Here is a 16,902-nt window from a genome sequence, read left to right as displayed (position 1 = left end):
CCGCCGTCCCCGCCCGGTGGCGCACCAGTTCGTGCGTTACGACGCGGCTCACGTCGGCAAAAATGAAATTCATCACCGCATGCTCCAGCACGCTGCCGTGACGCACGCGGATGATGTTCTCCAGGTATTTCGCGTTCCCCTGCCGCACGCGGGTCACGTTCGGGTTCAAGCCCGGCTCGAAGGACCGGTAGCACAGCCGCCCCATCACCTCCGATAGCCGCTCCACGCCGCTCGGCGCATCAGTCTCCCACGACCCGGCGCCCACATGGTCCAGATACGCCTGCAGCCCTTCCTCGTGTACACGTGTCTCCCCAACGAGAAAGACTTTCGGCTCCACTATCTTCACGCGATCAAACCTCGTCTCGCTTGCATCATTCTTGTCCGCATCCGCCGCCGCACGCTACGCCGCCTTCCACGCCGCAACGGGGCCGGCCCCTTCCACACGGGGATCGAATTATAGGAAGGGACCGGCCATTTGTAAAGCCCCTTGTTCTGGTGCCGGTGCGCGACTGTATTCACACTTTTTACACCCACAAGTTATCTTCATAAACACAATATATAGCGTGTTCGTTTGTGATACATACTGTATATAGTGCGCTCTTGCCAGCCTAGACCCTGCCGCTGGTTTCCGCTCTTCCTTCTCCCACCCCTATGTTAATTCTTGACAAGTCCGGCCATCGTACCAGCCAGCAGCAGACCTTTCCACCTCCTCCAACCGGGACGCCACCCCGTCCTCACTCAGGGGGCTGGGCTGTCATATACCAAATCCTGGCCCCCCTGTCTTTTCTGTTCTCGTCCTGCGAAATGACACGCGCTATACACAATATAATGTGTTGTCATTGCCTTTTACTGTTGATCAACGCAATATATTGTGGTCTTAATGCCTAACCCAGATTCCCTTGAATAGCCCTCGTGAAGCATTTCGAGTGGGGCTCCCCCCTCGTCCGCTGCGCTCGCGAGTAACTTTTCCCTTACGGGCCGCTACGCCCCACGGACGCGAGCGTGCGCCGATTCATCATTTTCATCGTATTCACAGGGCGAAAACGAGTCATGAGGGGCGAAAACAGCCGGTTCTGTCTCATTCGCGGGCTGAAAGGCATCAAACAGGGGGGGCGTGCTATACTTCGCGCAAGAAATGCGCCTTGGCATGGGAATCCATTCTCGTGAGTACGCCCATTACTATCGCCGTAGACGTGAGCTGTCTGTGCGCACGGCCTTTGACGGGCGTAGGCTACTACACGCTGCATCTGTTCCGCGCCCTGGCCAGCGAATCGCCCGAGTGCCGCCTGCGCTTCTTCGCAAGTTCCGCGCGCGGCCCGCGGCTGGCAGCGGATGCGCTCGGCGCATTGGGCGAGAGCATGCGTTGCGCGCACTGGCCGTCGCGGCTCAAGCATACGCTTTGGACGCGCCTCGAGTGGCCGCCCATCGAATGGTTCACCGGTCCGGCGGACATCGCTCACGGCGGATTCCATCTGCTGCCCGCGGCGTGCGGCGCGAAGCGTGTCGTTACCATTTTCGACCTTTCCGGACTGCGCTGCGCGGGCACGCGCAGGGAATCGAATCTCGCGATGCATCTGCGCCTTCTGCGGCACGCGGCCGCCCGCGCGGACGGCATTATCGTCATCTCGCAAAGCTGCAGGAACGACGTGATTGAACTGCTCCGCGCGCCGGAAGACCGGCTGCACGTCGTGTACGGCGGCGTCTTCCTCGACGAGTTTGCAGGAGAACTGGACCTCGGCCGCTTGGGCGCCGTAAAGGCCGCGCACGGCATCCGCGGCGAATATCTCATCCACCTCGGCACGTTGGAGCCGCGCAAGAACCTGCCCCGCCTGATCCGCGCCTATGACCGCGTGCGCCGCATGCTCGCGTGCCCGCCGCAACTGGTCCTTGCGGGCAGCGCAGGCTGGATGTACGAAGACATTTTCGAAACCATTCGCGCGTCCGGCCTCGAAGGGCTGGCGGTGCATACGGGTTACCTGTCACGCGAGGATGCGGTGCTGCTCTTGCGCGGCGCGCGCGCGTGTGTCTATCCGTCCTTATACGAAGGTTTCGGCCTGCCCGTGCTCGAAGCGATGGCCGCGCGCACGCCCGTGCTGACGTCCAACGTTTCTTCCTTGCCCGAAGTCGTGGGAGCATGTGGCGTGCTGGTTGACCCGCACAGCGAAGACGCCATCGCGGACGGGCTTGCGCGCCTGCTGGACAATGAGGCCGCGGCCGCGGCGCGGGCGGAAGCGGGGTATGCGCGCGCCGCGGCATTCACCTGGCAGGCCAGTGCGCGCGCGCTCGCGGGCGTGTACCAGTCGTTGTCCGCGGGAGGGCACCGCGCGTGACCGGCGTCCGGCCCCCGCAAACAGGCATGGCCGCAACGGCCACGAAGATTGGCCTCAACCTGGTGTCGCTGGTGGCGTCCCGGTTTGTCGCGCTCGCCCTGACGCTGGTGCAGATGGCCATTATTTTCCGAGTGATGGACGTCGAGGCGCGCGGCGTATTCGGCTTCTCGATGCAATTCACATCGCTGTTCACCGTCTTTGCCACGCTGGGCATTCAGCGGTTGCTCGTGCGCGACATCGCGCGCGACCCTACGCTCGCCTGGACGCACGTGTGGACCGCCTTCTTCGTGGTGGTGGCGCTTTCGGGCGCCGTCATGCTCGCCATTGCAGCTTCCGCGCTGTACGTCGAGCATAGCGCGCCAAACCGGCTCTCGATGCTGTTTGCCGGCGGCTGGGTCGTCCTGTTGTGGGCGTGGCAGCGGCCGTTCGAGGGCCTGCTGATTGCGCGCGAGCGCATGGACCTCGTCTCGATCGTGACCGTGACGGCGTCGGTGCTGAAAATTGGGACCGTGTACTGTCTGATCCGGCTGTCCGCGACCAGTGCCTCGGCGCACGCGGCCATATTCATTGCCACGGGCGCTTCGTTCCTCCTGTGCGTGTGGTTTGCTTTTCGCGTATGCGGCTGGGCCCGCCCGCAATTTCAGTGGGCGCTGGCGCTGCAGCAGGTGCGCGAATGCTATCCCTTCGCTGTGGCGATGCTGTGCAGCCTTGTCTACTTCAAGTCGGACATGTCGTTGCTGAAATTCCTCCGCGGCGACCTGGAAGCCGGCATCTATACGCCGCCCCAACGCGTCATGGAACCGCTCCTGATGATTGCCGGATTGTGGGGCACGGCGGTGTTTCCAGCGTTGTGCCGGTTCTCCCATACCTCGCCCGAGGACTATACGGCCGTCAGGAAGACCTCCCTCCGTTTCGCGCTGCTCGCGGCCGTTCCCATGGCCTTCGGCCTGGCGTTGACGGCGAAGCCCGTCATCGACATCCTGACCGGCAGCGACCCGGAAGCGCAGGGTTCCGTCTTCGTCCTGAAGGTGCTGGCGGCCATGACGCCGTTCTTCTACCTGAACGGCATCGCCCAGGAGTTCTTTTACGCGATACACCGCAACTGGTTTGTGGTGATAGCCTACGCCGCGGGCGCGGCGTGCAACGTGGCGGGCAATCTCTTCGCCATCCCCGCGTACGGCGCGACGGGCGCGGCCGTTGTCGCCGTCTTCACCAATGCGTTCATCAGCGGCTTCTTCATTCTTGGCCTCCGCGGCGCCTTCGGCGGCATGCATTTGCCCACGCTCGTGTCGAAATCGCTGCTGGCGTGCGGCGCGATGAGCCTGGTCTTTCTGGCGGCCGCCCCATTCTCGCTGATACTCGGTATAAGCGTCGGCGCGGTCGCTTATCTTGCGCTGCTCTTGCTGCTGCGCACGTTCGAGCCCGCCGAGCGCGACTTGATGCGCGCGATGGGCGCCGCGGTATGGCGGCGGCGGGGATAGACGCTGGCCTTATCGCGCATTCTGCGCGGCCATGGACGGGCTCACACGCCCTTCCCGTATCAAGGCGCGCAGTTCCGCGGCCGCGGCGCGCACATCGGGCGCTTCGGTCACAGCCGTGACCACGGCCACGTGGCGAGCGCCGCGCTGCAGCACCTCGTCGACATTCGTCCGCTTGATGCCGCCCATGCAGGTGAACGGAACGCGCAGGTAGGGGGCGATAACCTCGATCATACCCGGCCCGAGCGCCCCCGTCGGGACGGACTTCGTCCGGGTTGGAAAGATTGGGCCGATGTTGACGTAGTTGGCCCCGGCTTCCTGGGCAACCAGCGCCTCGCCCAGGTTATGCGTCGATGCACCGAGAATCAGGGTCGGCGCAATACGGCGCGCCGCCTCGACCGGCAGGTCCGTGCGGCCCAGATGGACGCCGTCCGCGCCGATAGCCAGCGCAATGTCAAGGCGGTCATCCACAATGAGCAGCGCGCCGGCCTCACGGGTGCGGGCCCGGAACGCGAGCCCCTGTTGGTAACGGTCCGCGTCTTCGAGGTCCTTCTCGCGGAACTGCACCACGCGCACGCCGGCATCCAGGCACGCGTCAAGCACATCCAGCGCGGGCCGCCCCCCACAGAACGCCTCGGAAATAACGACATACAGGTCGCTCTCCCGGAAGTGTTCCATGCGGGTCGCAAGGTCCATCAGCCGCCCCCCACGAGGCGCACGAGTTCCAGTGCGTCATCCGGGGCAAGCACGGTGGCGCCAAACCGTTCCCGATCCACGATTTCCTCGTTGCGCTGCACCACCACGGTCTCCACCGAAAGGCCCAGTTTCTGCACGAGGTCGAACACGGTGGCGTGATCGGGCACCTCGCAGGGCGCGCCGTTGACAATCACCTTCATGCCGATCCATCCCGCCTTAGGCGGCTGCTCCCTTGGCCAGTAGAGCCAGTATATACCACGGATAAAGATTCCGGGTAACGTCCCGGGGGCACAAGGCATTCATACCGCCCTGCGCCGTACGCACGAGCGCTCACCCTGACACGCGTTCCCCTGAGCCCTGGGCTTATGCGGAACGGCCGCGGCTGCGGCTGCGGCGTGCGTTCCGCCCCTGGGGTTCGCCGCCTTTGCCGGGTTCCGCCACGACTTCCGCACGGCTGAAAAGCCGCTGCCAGTAATACACCACCGGGCTCGCGATGAAGATCGTCGAGTAGCAGCCGGCGACCATGCCCACAACCAAGGCGAACGCGAAATCGTTGAGCGACTCGCCGCCGAAGAAATACAGCACTACCACCGTGAGCAGGGTCAGCAACGAAGTGAGCAGCGTACGCGCCAGCGTCTCGTTGACGCTGACATCGAGGAGGTCCAGGAACTTGTACCCCTTGCCGCGGTAGAGCTGCATATTCTCGCGGACGCGGTCGAATATCACGATGGTATCGTTCACGGAATAACCGATAATCGTCAGAATCGCCGCCACGACCGTCATCGAAATCTCGCGGCCCGACAATGCCAGGAACCCGACCGTGACCAGCACGTCGTGCACCAGCGCCGCCACCGCGCCCACCGCGAACCGGAACTCAAACCGGAGCCACAAGTAGATGATCATGAACACCCAGGAAACGACCGTGGCCCAGATCGCGTCGACCTGAAGCTGACGCCCCACTGCCGGCCCCACGGTTTGTTCGTTGCCGTTCATCTTCACATTGGCGTACGCCCCGTCCTTCGCAAGCGGTGCCAGAGCCAGCCGGATGCGTTCGCCCACCGTGCCCAATTCCGCCGCCGGGACCTCCGTCGCGGCCGTCTCCGCGACAATCTCGCCCGTATTGGGGTTGCTCTCCGGCTCCTGCGCCTCACTCGAACCGGACGGCGCCGCTTCCGCGGGGGGTGCTTCCGCCGGCGCCGCTTCCGCGGGGGTCGCTTCCGCCGGCGCCGCCTCCGCATCCGCAGACTCGGTCAGGCTTGCCGCAGGCGCTACGCTGATGTCGCCAACGCGGATCAGGAAACGGTTGAAATCGGTAGCCAGACCAGACTCCTGGACGGTCGGGCTGGTGAAGCCCGCCGCGTCGAGCGCGGCGCGCACCTCGCCGGCCTCGATGTCACGGTCCGCCACAATGGTCAAATCGACGTTCGAGCCCTGCGTGAAGTCGACGCCGAAGTTGTCCTGGCCGCGATACCAGAACATGCCCAGCCCGATCGCGATAATGACCAGGCTTACTGCGGCGCTCGCAACCCGGTACTTCATGAACGGGATGCGCGTGTCCGGCTTGATCATGCTGAGCATGGTGATCTTCTTCATCAAGCCCCGGCCAAGCATGAAATCGAACATGGCCGGGCAGACCACCAGCGCGCAGAACACCGTCGTGCACACGCCGATGCTCAACGCAACCGAGAAGCCTTTCACCGGGCCCGTGCCGAACTGATACAGAATCAACGCCGCAAGAAGCGTTGTAACGTTGGCGTCGAGGATGGTTACGCCGGCACGGCGGAAACCCGCCTCGACGGAGGCCGCGAGCGAATGACCGCGCCGCAGTTCCTCGCGGATACGCTCATAAATGAGGACGTTGGAGTCTACGGCCATGCCGATGGTCAGAATCAAGCCCGCGATGCCGGGCAGTGTCAGCGTCAGGTTGAAATAGGCCATCAGCGCCACGATGTACAGGGCGTTCAACACGAGCGAGATGACCGCAATCACGCCCGCCGATGTGTAGTACGCCGCAATCGCGATGGCCACCGCCAGCAAGCCCGTCAACGAGGAGATCACGCCCGCGCGCACGGAATCGGCGCCCAGCGACGGCCCGATAATCCGCGTGAATTCCTCGCGAATAGGCACCGCCATGGACCCGGAGTTCAGCGCGATGGACAAGTCCCTCGCCTCGTCACCCGTGAAATTGCCGGTAATCTGGCCGCTGGTCGTAATCCGGTCACGAATCGTGGGCGCGGACAAAACCACGTTGTCCACCACGATGGCCATGGGACGGCCAATGTTCTGGCCGGTCACTTCGCCGAAATGCGCGCCCGAAGCGTTGTCCAACTGGAAGAGGATTTGCCAATACCCTGGGTTACTGTTGTCCGGCGACGCTACGGCACGCCGCAAACCTTCGCCGCGCTGGATGGGTTCGCTATCCACACAGAACAGCGTATATTCCTGCGGCTCGCCCGGTTTCGGCGGCGGGCTGAACAAAACCTCTTTCTCCGCCGGGATGACCCCTTGCGCCTTGGCCCGCACCAGCACGTCCCGCACGATTTCGAAGTTCTCCGCCGGCAACGTCAGGGGCTGGCCGGGGCGCGTCTTGTTGAGAAACGCGCTGAATTCGCCCGGAAAGGCCTTGGAAATCGCGCCGAAGATCGGGTAGCTCTCATCCGCACCCGCCACCAGATGGAAATTCAGGATGGCGGTGCGCTTGATGAGACGTATGGCCCGGTCCACATCCTTCTCGCCGGGCAACTGAATCTGAATCTGGTTTTCGCCCAGCTTCTGGATAACCGGTTCCTGCGCCTCAAACTCGTTGATTCGGCGCTCTATCTGCTGTTGAATGGTGTCTTGGACCGCTGGGCGGACATCGTCCAGGCGGCTGTCCAGCTCTTCCTCGCTCAGGCTCTCGACATCCTCATCGGAGTAGTACTTCCGCACGACCTCCTGCTTTTCCGCAAGCGAGAGTTCCCGGAGGTCGAAGCCGACCACCATGTGGATGCCGCCCTGGAGGTCCAGCCCGAGGTTGATGACCATGTTGCGGTCGCACTGCGCCCAGCGCACGACGCGGTACCAGAATTTCTTGAACGCGTTGGCATTGCGCCGGGCCGGGTCGCGGTCTTCCTGCTTCCACTGTTCGAGCCGCGCCTGTCGTGTTCCCGGCTGCGGTTCCAGTTTCTCGGCCTGGGCCCGCTCCGCTTCCGGCAGGCCCGAATAGGCCACATAGGCCTCGTCGTCCGGCAGGAGCATCCAGCCGATGGTCGGCCACATCAGGACGACCGACGCAACAATCGTTATCCAAATGAGCACGGAACGATACAAATGGCTTTTCATGGAGAACTCCAGTCCATACGGGCAGCGTCGCCTGGTTTCAGTCTCTCTTGTCCTGGCGTGGCGCGCTTATGTCTCAATCTCGCTTTTTCTCACCTTCTGCGGGGAGCACGCGTGCCACGGCGCTCCGAAGAAACTTGACCGTCACGTTGTTGTCCAGCCGCAGCACCACGTGGCTTTCGCCCAGGCTGACAACCGTGCCGCATGCCCCGCCGATAGTCACGACCTCGTCGCCCTTTTGCAGATTGTCGAGCATGCGCCGCCGTTCTTTTTCCTGCTTCTGTTTCGGCCACAGCAACAAAATCCACATGACCGCGAAAATCAGAATGAACGGCAGCAACGACTCCCAGCCGCCGCCGGCGCAACCGCCGGGCGGCATCGGCTGACCGCCGCCTGTCGCCGGATCTGCCGGCCCGCCTGGCGCGTCCGGCGCATTGGGCGCATTCTGCGCCAGCAATTGCGCCGCAGCATAAACATGCCACCACACGTGATATTCCTCCTGGTGCGTCGTACGCCCCGCAGAGCGTGCTCCCGGTTTTCAGGACTCCAAGCGCGGATGTAATTACACGGAATACGCCCGGAGAAAGGTCCGTTTGAATTCCCGGAACCGGCCTGCGCGAATAGCCTGCCGGACACGAGCAGTGAAGTGTAGCATAAACGCGAGGTTGTGTAAAGTATTGAGCCGCAACGCGCTGATCTCGCCCGCCCGGTACAGATGACTCAGATACGCGCGCGAATACTTGCGGCAGACCGGGCAGCCGCAAGCCGGGTCGATCGGCCCGAAATCGCGCACATAACGCGCGTTCCGGATGTTGATCTTCCCCTGCTCCGTGAACAGGGTGCCGTTGCGCGCGTTGCGCGTCGGCATCACGCAGTCAAACAAGTCGACGCCCTGTTCGATGGCGTCCAGCATGTCCTCCGGCGGCCCCACGCCCATCAGGTAACGGGGCCGGTCTTCTGGAAGCAGTGGCGCGGTCCACGCAACGGCCTGCTGCATCAGCGGCTTGTCCTCGCCCACGCTCACCCCGCCGATGGCGTAACCGGGAAAGCCGAGCGCCACCGTCGCCTCCGCGCTCTCGCGGCGCAAATCTTCGAAGACGCTGCCTTGTACGATACCGAAGAGCGCCTGGTCCGGCCCCCCGCCCGCCTCCCAGCGCCGCTTGCAGCGCGCGGCCCACTCGAGCGTCATACGCATCGATGCCGCGGCCTCGTCGCGAGTCACCGGGTAGCGCGTACACTCGTCGAAGCACATGATGATGTCCGCGCCGATGCTCATCTGCACTTCCACGGCCTTTTCGGGCGTCAGCATGTGGCGCGAACCGTTGATGTGGCTCTGGAACGACACCCCTTCGGGCGTCACCTTGTTGAGCGCCGCCAGGCTGAAGACCTGAAACCCGCCGGAATCCGTCAGCACGGGCCGGTCCCAGCTCATGAAGCGGTGTACCCCGCCCACGGCGTCGAGCACCTCCGTGCCGGGCCTCAAATAGAGATGGTACGCGTTGCAGAGCATGATCGTCGCGCCCAGCGCCTCGAGATCCTCGCCGCTCAGCGATTTGACCGACGCCTGCGTGCCCACCGGCATGAACTGGGGTGTCTCCACGACCCCGTGCGGCAGCACAAGCCGCCCCGCGCGCGCCGCGCACTCCGCGTCGCTCGCCTCGATATCGAATACAGGATTCCACATGGCGGGGAGATTCTAATGCATCCGCCCCGGCCATTGGCAGTGGATTGCCGGACCATGCCCGGCGCTGGACCCGCCGGAGCCGTGTGCGCTATCGTGATGCCCCGTGAAGAAGGGAATACACCCATGATTACCGAGTTGACCGGCTCTCAGCGCAAATACCTGCGCGCCGCGGCGCACCATTTGAATCCGCTGGTCCTGGTGGGCAAACTGGGCATGACCGACGCGCTGGTCCGCGCGGCCGCGGAGGCGCTCGACGCCCACGAATTGGTCAAGGTCCGGTTCTTGGACTTCAAAGACCGGAAACGCGAATGGACGGAAGAACTTGCGCGGCGCACGGGCGCGCATATCGTGGGTTCGGTCGGGCATATCTATATTCTGTACCGTCAGAATCCGGAAGAAGAGAAGCGCGTGATTACCCTGCCGGGCGCCTGAGGAACAGGCCGTCGTCTGCGCGTGTTCGTTGTGTGAACAGTCAAACCGAATAACAGGGGTTCTTTTCATGAGACCGTTGCCAAGACACAGCCTCTGCCTGGGGTTTCTGCTCGTTCTGTGTGCCGCGGCGGCGCACGCCGGCTATGTGCGTGTCAACCCGCCGAACCCGAACGACCCGATGAACGCCGCCATCTTCCGCCTGGACAACGGGCTGACGGTCTACCTGACGGAGAATCACGAGACGCCCCGGTTCTACGCGGAGATAGCCGTGCGCGCCGGGAGCGTGCAGGACCCCGCCGAGTCCACGGGCTTGGCGCATTATCTCGAACACCTGCTGTTCAAGGGTTCCGAGCGTCTGGGCACGCTGGACTATGCCAGCGAACGGGTCTATCTCGACTATATTTCAGACCTGTACGAACTGCTCTTCCGCGAGCATCACCCGCAGCGCCGCGCCGCCTTGTACGCGCAAATCAACGAGGCTTCCCTCCGAGCCGCCGCGTACGCCGTGCCCAACGAACTCGACCGGCTCTATAACGGCATGGGCGCCACGGACCTGAATGCCCACACGTCGGACGAGGAAACGGTATACAAAGTGGACCTGCCCGCGAACCGGCTCGAACACTGGGCCGCCCTCGAATCGGACCGGTTCGCGGCGCCCGTGTTCCGCCTGTTCCAGACGGAACTCGAAACGGTGTGCGAGGAGGTGAACCGCGCCTTCGACAACAAGCATTTCATGATCCACCGCGCGGTCGAGCGCCAGTTATTCAAGGTGCATCCCTACGGCCAGCAGCCGACCATCGGCCTGCCGGAGCACATCAAGAACCCCTCGCTCCGGAACATCGGCGGGTTTTTCTCTACGTACTACGTGCCGAACAACATGGCCATTTTCATCTCGGGCGACATCAACACCGACGCGGCTATCGCGGTGATCGACCGTTATTTCTCAGCCTGGCAGCCCGCCGAATTGCCCGAAAAAAAGACCTGGCAGGAAGCCCCGATCTCCGGCCGCGAGTACGTCGAGTGTACTTACGAAGGCGAGGAATACGCGTTGCTGGCCTTCCGGACCGCGTCCCGCGGCCACGCCGACGCCGAGGCGCTGCTCGTGCTGGACATGATCCTCGACAACGCCACGGCGGGGCTGATCAACCTGAACCTGAACCAGGCGCAGCGCGTGCGCGAAGCCGGTTCTTTTCCCGCGCAAATGAACGACCACGGCGCCCAATATCTCTGGGGTGTCCCGAAAGACGGGCAAACCCTCGAAGAAGTCGAGCAACTACTGCTCGAACAGCTCGAGATCGTCAAGAAAGGCGAATTCGAGGACTGGATTCTTCCCGCAATCATCAACGACTTCAAGAAACGGATTAAAGGCGGCGTCGAGGACAACGCGGCGCGCGTCAGCATGATGCGCGAATCGTTCGTCGGCTTCGAGGACTGGGACCACGCCGTGGCCCAGCTCGAACGGCTCGAGCGGGTCACGAAGGAAGACGTCATGCGCGTCGCGGCGGCGTATTTCTCGGGCGGTTACGTGGCCGGTTACCGCAAGGACGCGCCGCACCAATCGCCGCTGTATGACAAGCCCGGCCTCGCCGCGATTGAAATCGACCCGAACCGCGAATCGGAGTTTGGCGGGCAGATTGCCGCCATGCCCGCCGCGCCGATCGAGCCGGAATTCGTCAATCCCGAGACCGGCTACCGGAAGCTCGAAGACCCGAACGGCGTAATGCTCTATTATGCGCCAAATCCGCTGAACGACCTCTTCTCGCTCACAATCTCCGTCGACCTCGGGCGCCGTCAGGACGACCGCATCGGCGTCGCCGCGGCGCTGCTCGAGAAAGCGGGCACTGAGCGGCTCGCGCCCGGCGCGTTGCGCAAGGAATGGTACCGGCTCGGCACCGATTTCGCCGTTGTCGCGGGCGACGACGAGACGATGGTGTCCATCTCGGGGCTGGACGAGAATTTCGCGCCTTCGCTGGCCTTGCTCGTCGAGTGCCTGCGCGCGCCGGCGTCGGACGACGCCACGCTGGAGCAACTGAAGCAGAACATCCTGAAATCGCGCGAGGACGCCCAGAAACAACCCGACACGCTGATGCGGGCGCTGTTCTTGTATAACCGTTACGGCGAACAGTCGCCTTACTTGCGCAGACTGCCGGGGCCCGCGGTACAGGCCCTGACGCTGGACGAACTGCTCGGGCTCGTGCGCGGCTTGCTGGATTACAAGCGCGCCGTCTTTTACACCGGGTCCTTGCCGCTCGAAACGGTCCAGGCCGCGCTGGCGGATCAGTGCCCTGCAAAGGCACCGCTCACGGACCCGCCCCCTTACGAATTCCTCCGCGCCCGGACGCCGGAACAGACCGAAATCTGCTTCTTTAACAAGGAAATGGCCCAGGCGCATATCCGTATCGAATTCGGCGGCGTGGAATTTGACGAGGCGCTCACGCCCTCCTCGCAACTGTTCAACGAATACTTCGGCGGCGGCATGGCGGGCGTCGTGTTCCAGGAATTGCGCGAAGCGCGCGCGCTCGCCTATTCCGCGGGCGCGCGTTTCAGCGCAGGCAACCGCCGCGGCGATCAGTACCTCATGGCGGGCGGCATCGAAACCCAAGCAGACAAGACCATCGAGGCCGTCACGGCCTTTGTGAACCTCTTTGACGAGATGCCCGTGTCGCAGGACCGCTTCACGCTCGCCAAGGATTCCCTGATCAATCTGTACCGGACGGGCAAGGCCGGTTTTCGCGAGGTGTGCGGCGTTGTCCGGGCGTGGGAGCGGCTCGGCCTGACGCCGGACCCGCGCCGGGAGCGGTTCCAGCGTATTATCGAAAGCGATATGGACGACCTGATGTCCTTCTACCGGGACCATATCGGGAACAAGCCCAAATTAATCTCGATTGTGGGCGACAAGTCGAAAATCGACATGGCCGGGCTCGGCGCCATTGCGCCCTTGACCGAGTTGACGCCGGAACGGCTCTTCACGCCATAAGGGCGCTTGTATTGAGCGGAATGGTCGGGCAAAATGGGCCCGCCAACTACGGGATGAACGCCAACCGGGAGGGTGTTACGTGCCGCAAGAACGACGCAAAACCATCCGGCGCGAAGCCGACCGCGAGTTGCACGACCGGCTCCAGCAATCCCAGCAGGACGCAGACCCGCGGGGCGAACTGTGGTCCAAGGAGTTCCGGCACAAGCGGCGCCGCGTGATCCGCCACGACTGCAGAGTCCAGCTCAGCCTCGAAATCACGCATCGGCCCGGCCACATGGATACCTGGAGCAGTGCCCAACACCCTATTAAGGGCCGCCTGCTTGACCTGAGCGCCGAGGGCGCCTCCGTGTTCACCGCCCAGCCGCTTGAGATCGGCCAGTCGGTCAGCCTGCTCGTCGTCCTCCGCGATGACCGGCAACTGAATACCCGCGGCCAGGTGCGCTGGACAAAGGGTATTCCTCAGCACAACGGGTACGGCTCGGGCATTCAGTTCACGCAGATCAGCGCACAGGACCGCAAGGCTATCCTGGATTACCTGAAGGAACTCGATGAGAACATCGGTCTGTGACCCGCGAAAGGGCGCAACATGAAGATTGTCTATATCGTGACGATGTGGTCCGGCGGACGGCCCTCGAAAAAATGGAAAACGGAGCAAGAACCTGAAGTGCTGCCCAGCGGCACCGGGGTCCGCTTTGTCAGTCTCGACACCAAACTGCCCGTGCAACTGATCGGCAGCGTCTCGGTCGAACAGTACGAGTCCGGCAAGGAAGAGATGGAAGCGGCGTTCTGGGAGAATCCGCAAAAGGAAGCCCTGCCCGATTCGCCCCCGAAAAGCACGCCGTTCTGGTGAATATTCCGGGCATCTGCCGGCGGGGCAGTGACGGATTCACCCTCGCGACGATTCTGTGCGCAAGATATGCATCAGCAACATACAACACAGATGCGCAAAGGGCGCAGAGATTCGAAGGAGTCCCTTTGGAAGTCTTCTGCTCTTCGATGCTTCGCGTGCTCGACATGCGATTGATGTGCCCGCTGTTCAAGGTGCGCCGAACGTTGCCATCAGCGGGAGATGGTCGCTCAACCCGACGGAGCCCGGGTCTTCGGGATTGGTGCGGAACGCGCCTTCGAATAAGACCCGGCATTCCTGCAATTGCGCGGCCAGCGGGCCATGCACCCAGATGTAGTCGATGCGCATGGCAGGCTTCGCGGCGCCCAACGTCTGCGCTATCCCCGCGCCCTTGAGCCGGAACACGTCCTGAAGGCCGGCGTCCACCCAGCGCGCGTACTCGGGTGCCTGCTGCGAATGATTCAGGTCGCCCTGGACCACGAGCGATTGTCCCGACGCAATATCGTCCTTCATCACATTGAGGGATGTCGCCAATTCCCGCAGACGCCGCTCCTCGTTGCGCGCCGTGAAGTGGATGCTGTACAGGATGACCGGCCCCAGCGCGGTTTCGAGCACAGCGCGCGCGCAGTGCTTCGGCCGTTGCTCCCTCGTGTATGGCGCGGCATCGCCCTCCGGCATCGGATTCCAATCGAGGATATTGCACCGTGTCAGCACGGCGCCGGGCGAAGCGTCGTTTGCGTGCCGGTATTCCATGCCGAGTGTCCGCGCCATATGTGCCACCACGTCTTCCGGCGGCGCCTCGATGAGCGTGACCACGCCCGCGTCATACAGCGCCAGTTCGAGCGCCGTGCGTTCCGGAAGCTGCGGCCGCAGGCGCGCGAGCCGTTCCTGCTGCTCCTTGCGCAGACCCCAGCCTGTGCATTCGCGCAGATTGTACGTAATGGTCCTGAAACGGGCCTCGGCGCCCCACGCGCGCCTCGTACCGGTCCCCCAGAGCATCGCGCACGCCGCGCCGCTCTCCAACAAAAAAGTACGCCGGTTCATGCCGCTGGCGCCTCCACGAAGGTTGCGCACGCAATACGCATGCTGTCCGCGGCATTGGACCGCGAGCGCCGGTGCTCCGGTGTCGCGCGATGAGGACGCATCCGCGCCTACTTGAAGACTTCGACCTCGAACTCGAGGTCGGGGATCTTCGTATAGGCGAACCGGACCGCCGTGTTGTTGCCCACGATGCCGAGTACCTTGAGGCTGTCCACTTCTTCGCCGACGCGGACATGGCGGCTTTCGAACTGCTGCGTGGCGCGGTCTATCAGCCGCATGAGAATATACGTCTGTTCTTTGGTCGGGTCATCCACCACCCCGAGCACCCGCACCTTCGGCATGGCCAGCATCAGCTCCGCCTTCTCGTCCATGCGGGTCAGAGTCACGCTGGTCAGGCCCAGCAGCTCATAGACGTCGATGCACGCCTGAACGATCGCCCATTTCTCGGTGTCACGCGCCTCTTTCGCCAACACGCTGACCTCGTCCGCCAGCGCCCTCAGCGCTTCCTGTCCCCCCTGCGTGCCCCCGTACTTCAACTGGGCGTCGCGCACGCCGCTCATGACCTGGTCGCGCAGTTGCGGCGTCATCACGACACCGGAACCCACCGGCGCGGCCAGTACCTGGCGCAACGGCGCCACCAATCCGCGCAGTTCCGGCATGAGTTCCTCTTTCGTCGGCTCCTTCACCGTCTGGGGGGGTGTCTCCTCCCGTTCCATCAATGCGTAGATGGTCACGAGCACGCCCGCCACGATCAAGACGGCCACCAGAAACAGCGCCACGCGCGTCAGCATATTCTCGGCTCCTTTCGGACCTCGCAAACCGCCGCGCATGCGCCCGCTACGTTCCGGAAACACGGTTGCGTGCGATTGGGTCCGGCCCAAGTACCGTACTATACGGTATTGGCGCGCAGCAAGATGATCCTCTCTGGGCGTTTCGAAGACTTCTGGGAACAACGCCTCGACTCGCCAAGCGAAAGACCCCATTTCCTGACGCGGGTCCCGACACAGGGGAAAACAGGAGAAGACCGGAGCCGGATTCGGAAGGCTTACGCCAGAACATCCAGCCGGGCCGGCGTTTGGGTAACCTCGGAGACCAGCTCAGGCGGAGGCGTCAATGAGGGCTGCGCGTTCCGGATGTGCAGCACCGCTTCCGCTTGGTCCTGGAAGGTGCGGGCCTGCGGCGCCGGCTCCGGCCGCACGCGCCGCGGCGCGGGAGCAACCTCTTCCTTAACGGGCCGTGGCCTCACCGCCTGGACAGGCGATTCCCCGGCCTGCGGCGCGGGAGCGCGCTGCCGCGCCGCTGCTTCCGCTTCGGCCACTCTCTGGCTCGCTTCGGCCTCGATGCGTTCCCGCTCCTCGCGGACACGGGCCGCCGTCTCCCACCGCAATTCCTCCGCGCTTGGCACAATCCTCCGCGCATCCTGCAAATTGCGGTTGATTGCGCGCAAAGTCGTGCCCGGAATGGAAACGGTGCCTTCACCAAAGCCCGCGCGCAGAGGCGTCTCCCAGTCCCTCACCTCAGGCTCGTTACCCGCCGGGAGAAGTTCTTCGCCGGCGCTACGCGCGGAACCCGAGGCTTCGCGCCCGGCCGCATGCCGCCATGCCGCCTGACTCACGGCGGATATGTCTATCCGCAAACCCATGACAATGCGCCTCTGCTCGTATGTTAACGAAGGCAATCCTTTCTATTTTCCCATGTTATCAGCACTTTTGTCAATTACTGCGCCCCTTTTTGACACCCCTGGGTTCACATTCTAAGTGCAACGGTGAGGGAGGAGCCTTTTCCGTCGGAGAGTTCCTGAGCGGGAGCAAGAGAAAGGACATCGTCGCCGGCTTTCGGTATCTTTTAGTCGCCAAACAGAAAGGTATCGCAAGGAGCAGCAGACGATGTCCTATACCCATCATACCACCTTTGAACGGGGTCACCTGCGTTTCCGTTCTGGCCCTATTGCGGGCTTTGCGCCTTCCCGAGTGGTCATTTCCTTCAGCCCATGCCCGCTATTCCCGCCGCCGGGCACGAAAACAGGCAGGCATGAATCGTGCCATTTCGCGACCGGAACACGCTCCGCATCATGCCCGATTCCGCGAATCCGCGTTGTG

The 16,902-nt window shown here is 63.3% G+C and carries 15 protein-coding genes; 6 read left to right on the top strand and 9 right to left on the bottom strand.

What is annotated here, in order from left to right; translation table 11 throughout:
* Positions 1 to 346 (bottom strand): FAD-dependent thymidylate synthase (locus tag KA184_18385; protein MBP8131553.1); only part of this gene is annotated, 346 nt, incomplete at its 3' end.
* A gap of 817 nt (positions 347 to 1,163) precedes the next feature.
* On the opposite strand from KA184_18385, the gene KA184_18380 reads away from it, so the two are divergent.
* Complete coding sequence (locus KA184_18380; protein MBP8131552.1) at positions 1,164 to 2,330, top strand: glycosyltransferase family 4 protein; 1,167 nt, start codon at positions 1,164 to 1,166, stop codon at positions 2,328 to 2,330.
* The gene (locus KA184_18375) at positions 2,327 to 3,811 is read left to right on the top strand and encodes a flippase (protein ID MBP8131551.1); all 1,485 of its coding nucleotides are present in this window, start codon (positions 2,327 to 2,329) and stop codon (positions 3,809 to 3,811) included. The genes KA184_18380 and KA184_18375 overlap by 4 nt, the downstream gene beginning before the upstream one ends.
* Positions 3,812 to 3,820: 9 nt before the next feature.
* Here KA184_18375 and thiE read toward each other — a convergent pair whose 3' ends face one another.
* The 5 genes from thiE to tgt all read right to left on the bottom strand — a co-directional run bounded on the left by thiE (position 3,821) and on the right by tgt (position 9,506).
* On the bottom strand, positions 3,821 to 4,504 hold the full coding sequence (gene thiE, locus KA184_18370) for a thiamine phosphate synthase (GenBank protein MBP8131550.1): 684 nt from the start codon (positions 4,502 to 4,504) through the stop codon (positions 3,821 to 3,823).
* Positions 4,504 to 4,704: a sulfur carrier protein ThiS gene (thiS, locus tag KA184_18365; GenBank protein ID MBP8131549.1), complete on the bottom strand. Its 201-nt coding sequence runs from the start codon at positions 4,702 to 4,704 to the stop codon at positions 4,504 to 4,506. Before thiS ends, thiE begins: the two co-directional genes overlap by 1 nt.
* Before the next feature lie 163 nt (positions 4,705 to 4,867).
* Positions 4,868 to 7,825: a protein translocase subunit SecD gene (gene secD, locus KA184_18360; GenBank protein MBP8131548.1), complete on the bottom strand. Its 2,958-nt coding sequence runs from the start codon at positions 7,823 to 7,825 to the stop codon at positions 4,868 to 4,870.
* Positions 7,826 to 7,898: 73 nt separating this feature from the next.
* A complete protein-coding gene (yajC, locus tag KA184_18355) occupies positions 7,899 to 8,201 on the bottom strand; it encodes a preprotein translocase subunit YajC (GenBank protein MBP8131547.1) in 303 nt (100 codons plus the stop codon).
* 183 nt (positions 8,202 to 8,384) lie between these two features.
* A complete protein-coding gene (gene tgt / locus KA184_18350) occupies positions 8,385 to 9,506 on the bottom strand; it encodes a tRNA guanosine(34) transglycosylase Tgt (protein MBP8131546.1) in 1,122 nt (373 codons plus the stop codon).
* 123 nt (positions 9,507 to 9,629) lie between these two features.
* On the opposite strand from tgt, the gene yhbY reads away from it, so the two are divergent.
* The 4 genes from yhbY to KA184_18330 all read left to right on the top strand — a co-directional run bounded on the left by yhbY (position 9,630) and on the right by KA184_18330 (position 13,765).
* The gene (gene yhbY / locus KA184_18345; protein MBP8131545.1) at positions 9,630 to 9,938 is read left to right on the top strand and encodes a ribosome assembly RNA-binding protein YhbY; all 309 of its coding nucleotides are present in this window, start codon (positions 9,630 to 9,632) and stop codon (positions 9,936 to 9,938) included.
* Positions 9,939 to 10,005: 67 nt separating this feature from the next.
* Positions 10,006 to 12,915 (top strand): insulinase family protein, encoded by a 2,910-nt coding sequence (locus KA184_18340; GenBank protein MBP8131544.1) that lies wholly within the window; start codon positions 10,006 to 10,008, stop codon positions 12,913 to 12,915.
* Between the two features lie 79 nt (positions 12,916 to 12,994).
* Entirely contained in the window at positions 12,995 to 13,483 is a 489-nt protein-coding gene (locus KA184_18335; protein ID MBP8131543.1) for a PilZ domain-containing protein, read from the top strand.
* An 18-nt stretch (positions 13,484 to 13,501) separates the two neighbouring features.
* Complete coding sequence (locus KA184_18330; protein ID MBP8131542.1) at positions 13,502 to 13,765, top strand: hypothetical protein; 264 nt, start codon at positions 13,502 to 13,504, stop codon at positions 13,763 to 13,765.
* 186 nt (positions 13,766 to 13,951) lie between these two features.
* Here the strand turns inward: KA184_18330 and KA184_18325 are convergent, their stop codons facing one another.
* From KA184_18325 to KA184_18315, 3 genes are all read right to left on the bottom strand, one after another.
* Positions 13,952 to 14,806, bottom strand: a complete 855-nt coding sequence (locus KA184_18325) for an endonuclease/exonuclease/phosphatase family protein (GenBank protein MBP8131541.1) — start codon at positions 14,804 to 14,806, stop codon at positions 13,952 to 13,954.
* Positions 14,807 to 14,913: 107 nt separating this feature from the next.
* Positions 14,914 to 15,594, bottom strand: a complete 681-nt coding sequence (locus KA184_18320; protein MBP8131540.1) for a hypothetical protein — start codon at positions 15,592 to 15,594, stop codon at positions 14,914 to 14,916.
* Positions 15,595 to 15,848: 254 nt separating this feature from the next.
* Entirely contained in the window at positions 15,849 to 16,445 is a 597-nt protein-coding gene (locus tag KA184_18315; GenBank protein MBP8131539.1) for a hypothetical protein, read from the bottom strand.
* Positions 16,446 to 16,902 lie beyond the last annotated feature (457 nt).

The sequence above is a fragment of the Candidatus Hydrogenedentota bacterium genome (assembly GCA_018005585.1).
Classification (GTDB): Bacteria; Hydrogenedentota; Hydrogenedentia; order Hydrogenedentales; family JAGMZX01; genus JAGMZX01.
This window is presented reverse-complemented; position numbering and strand designations above follow the sequence as displayed.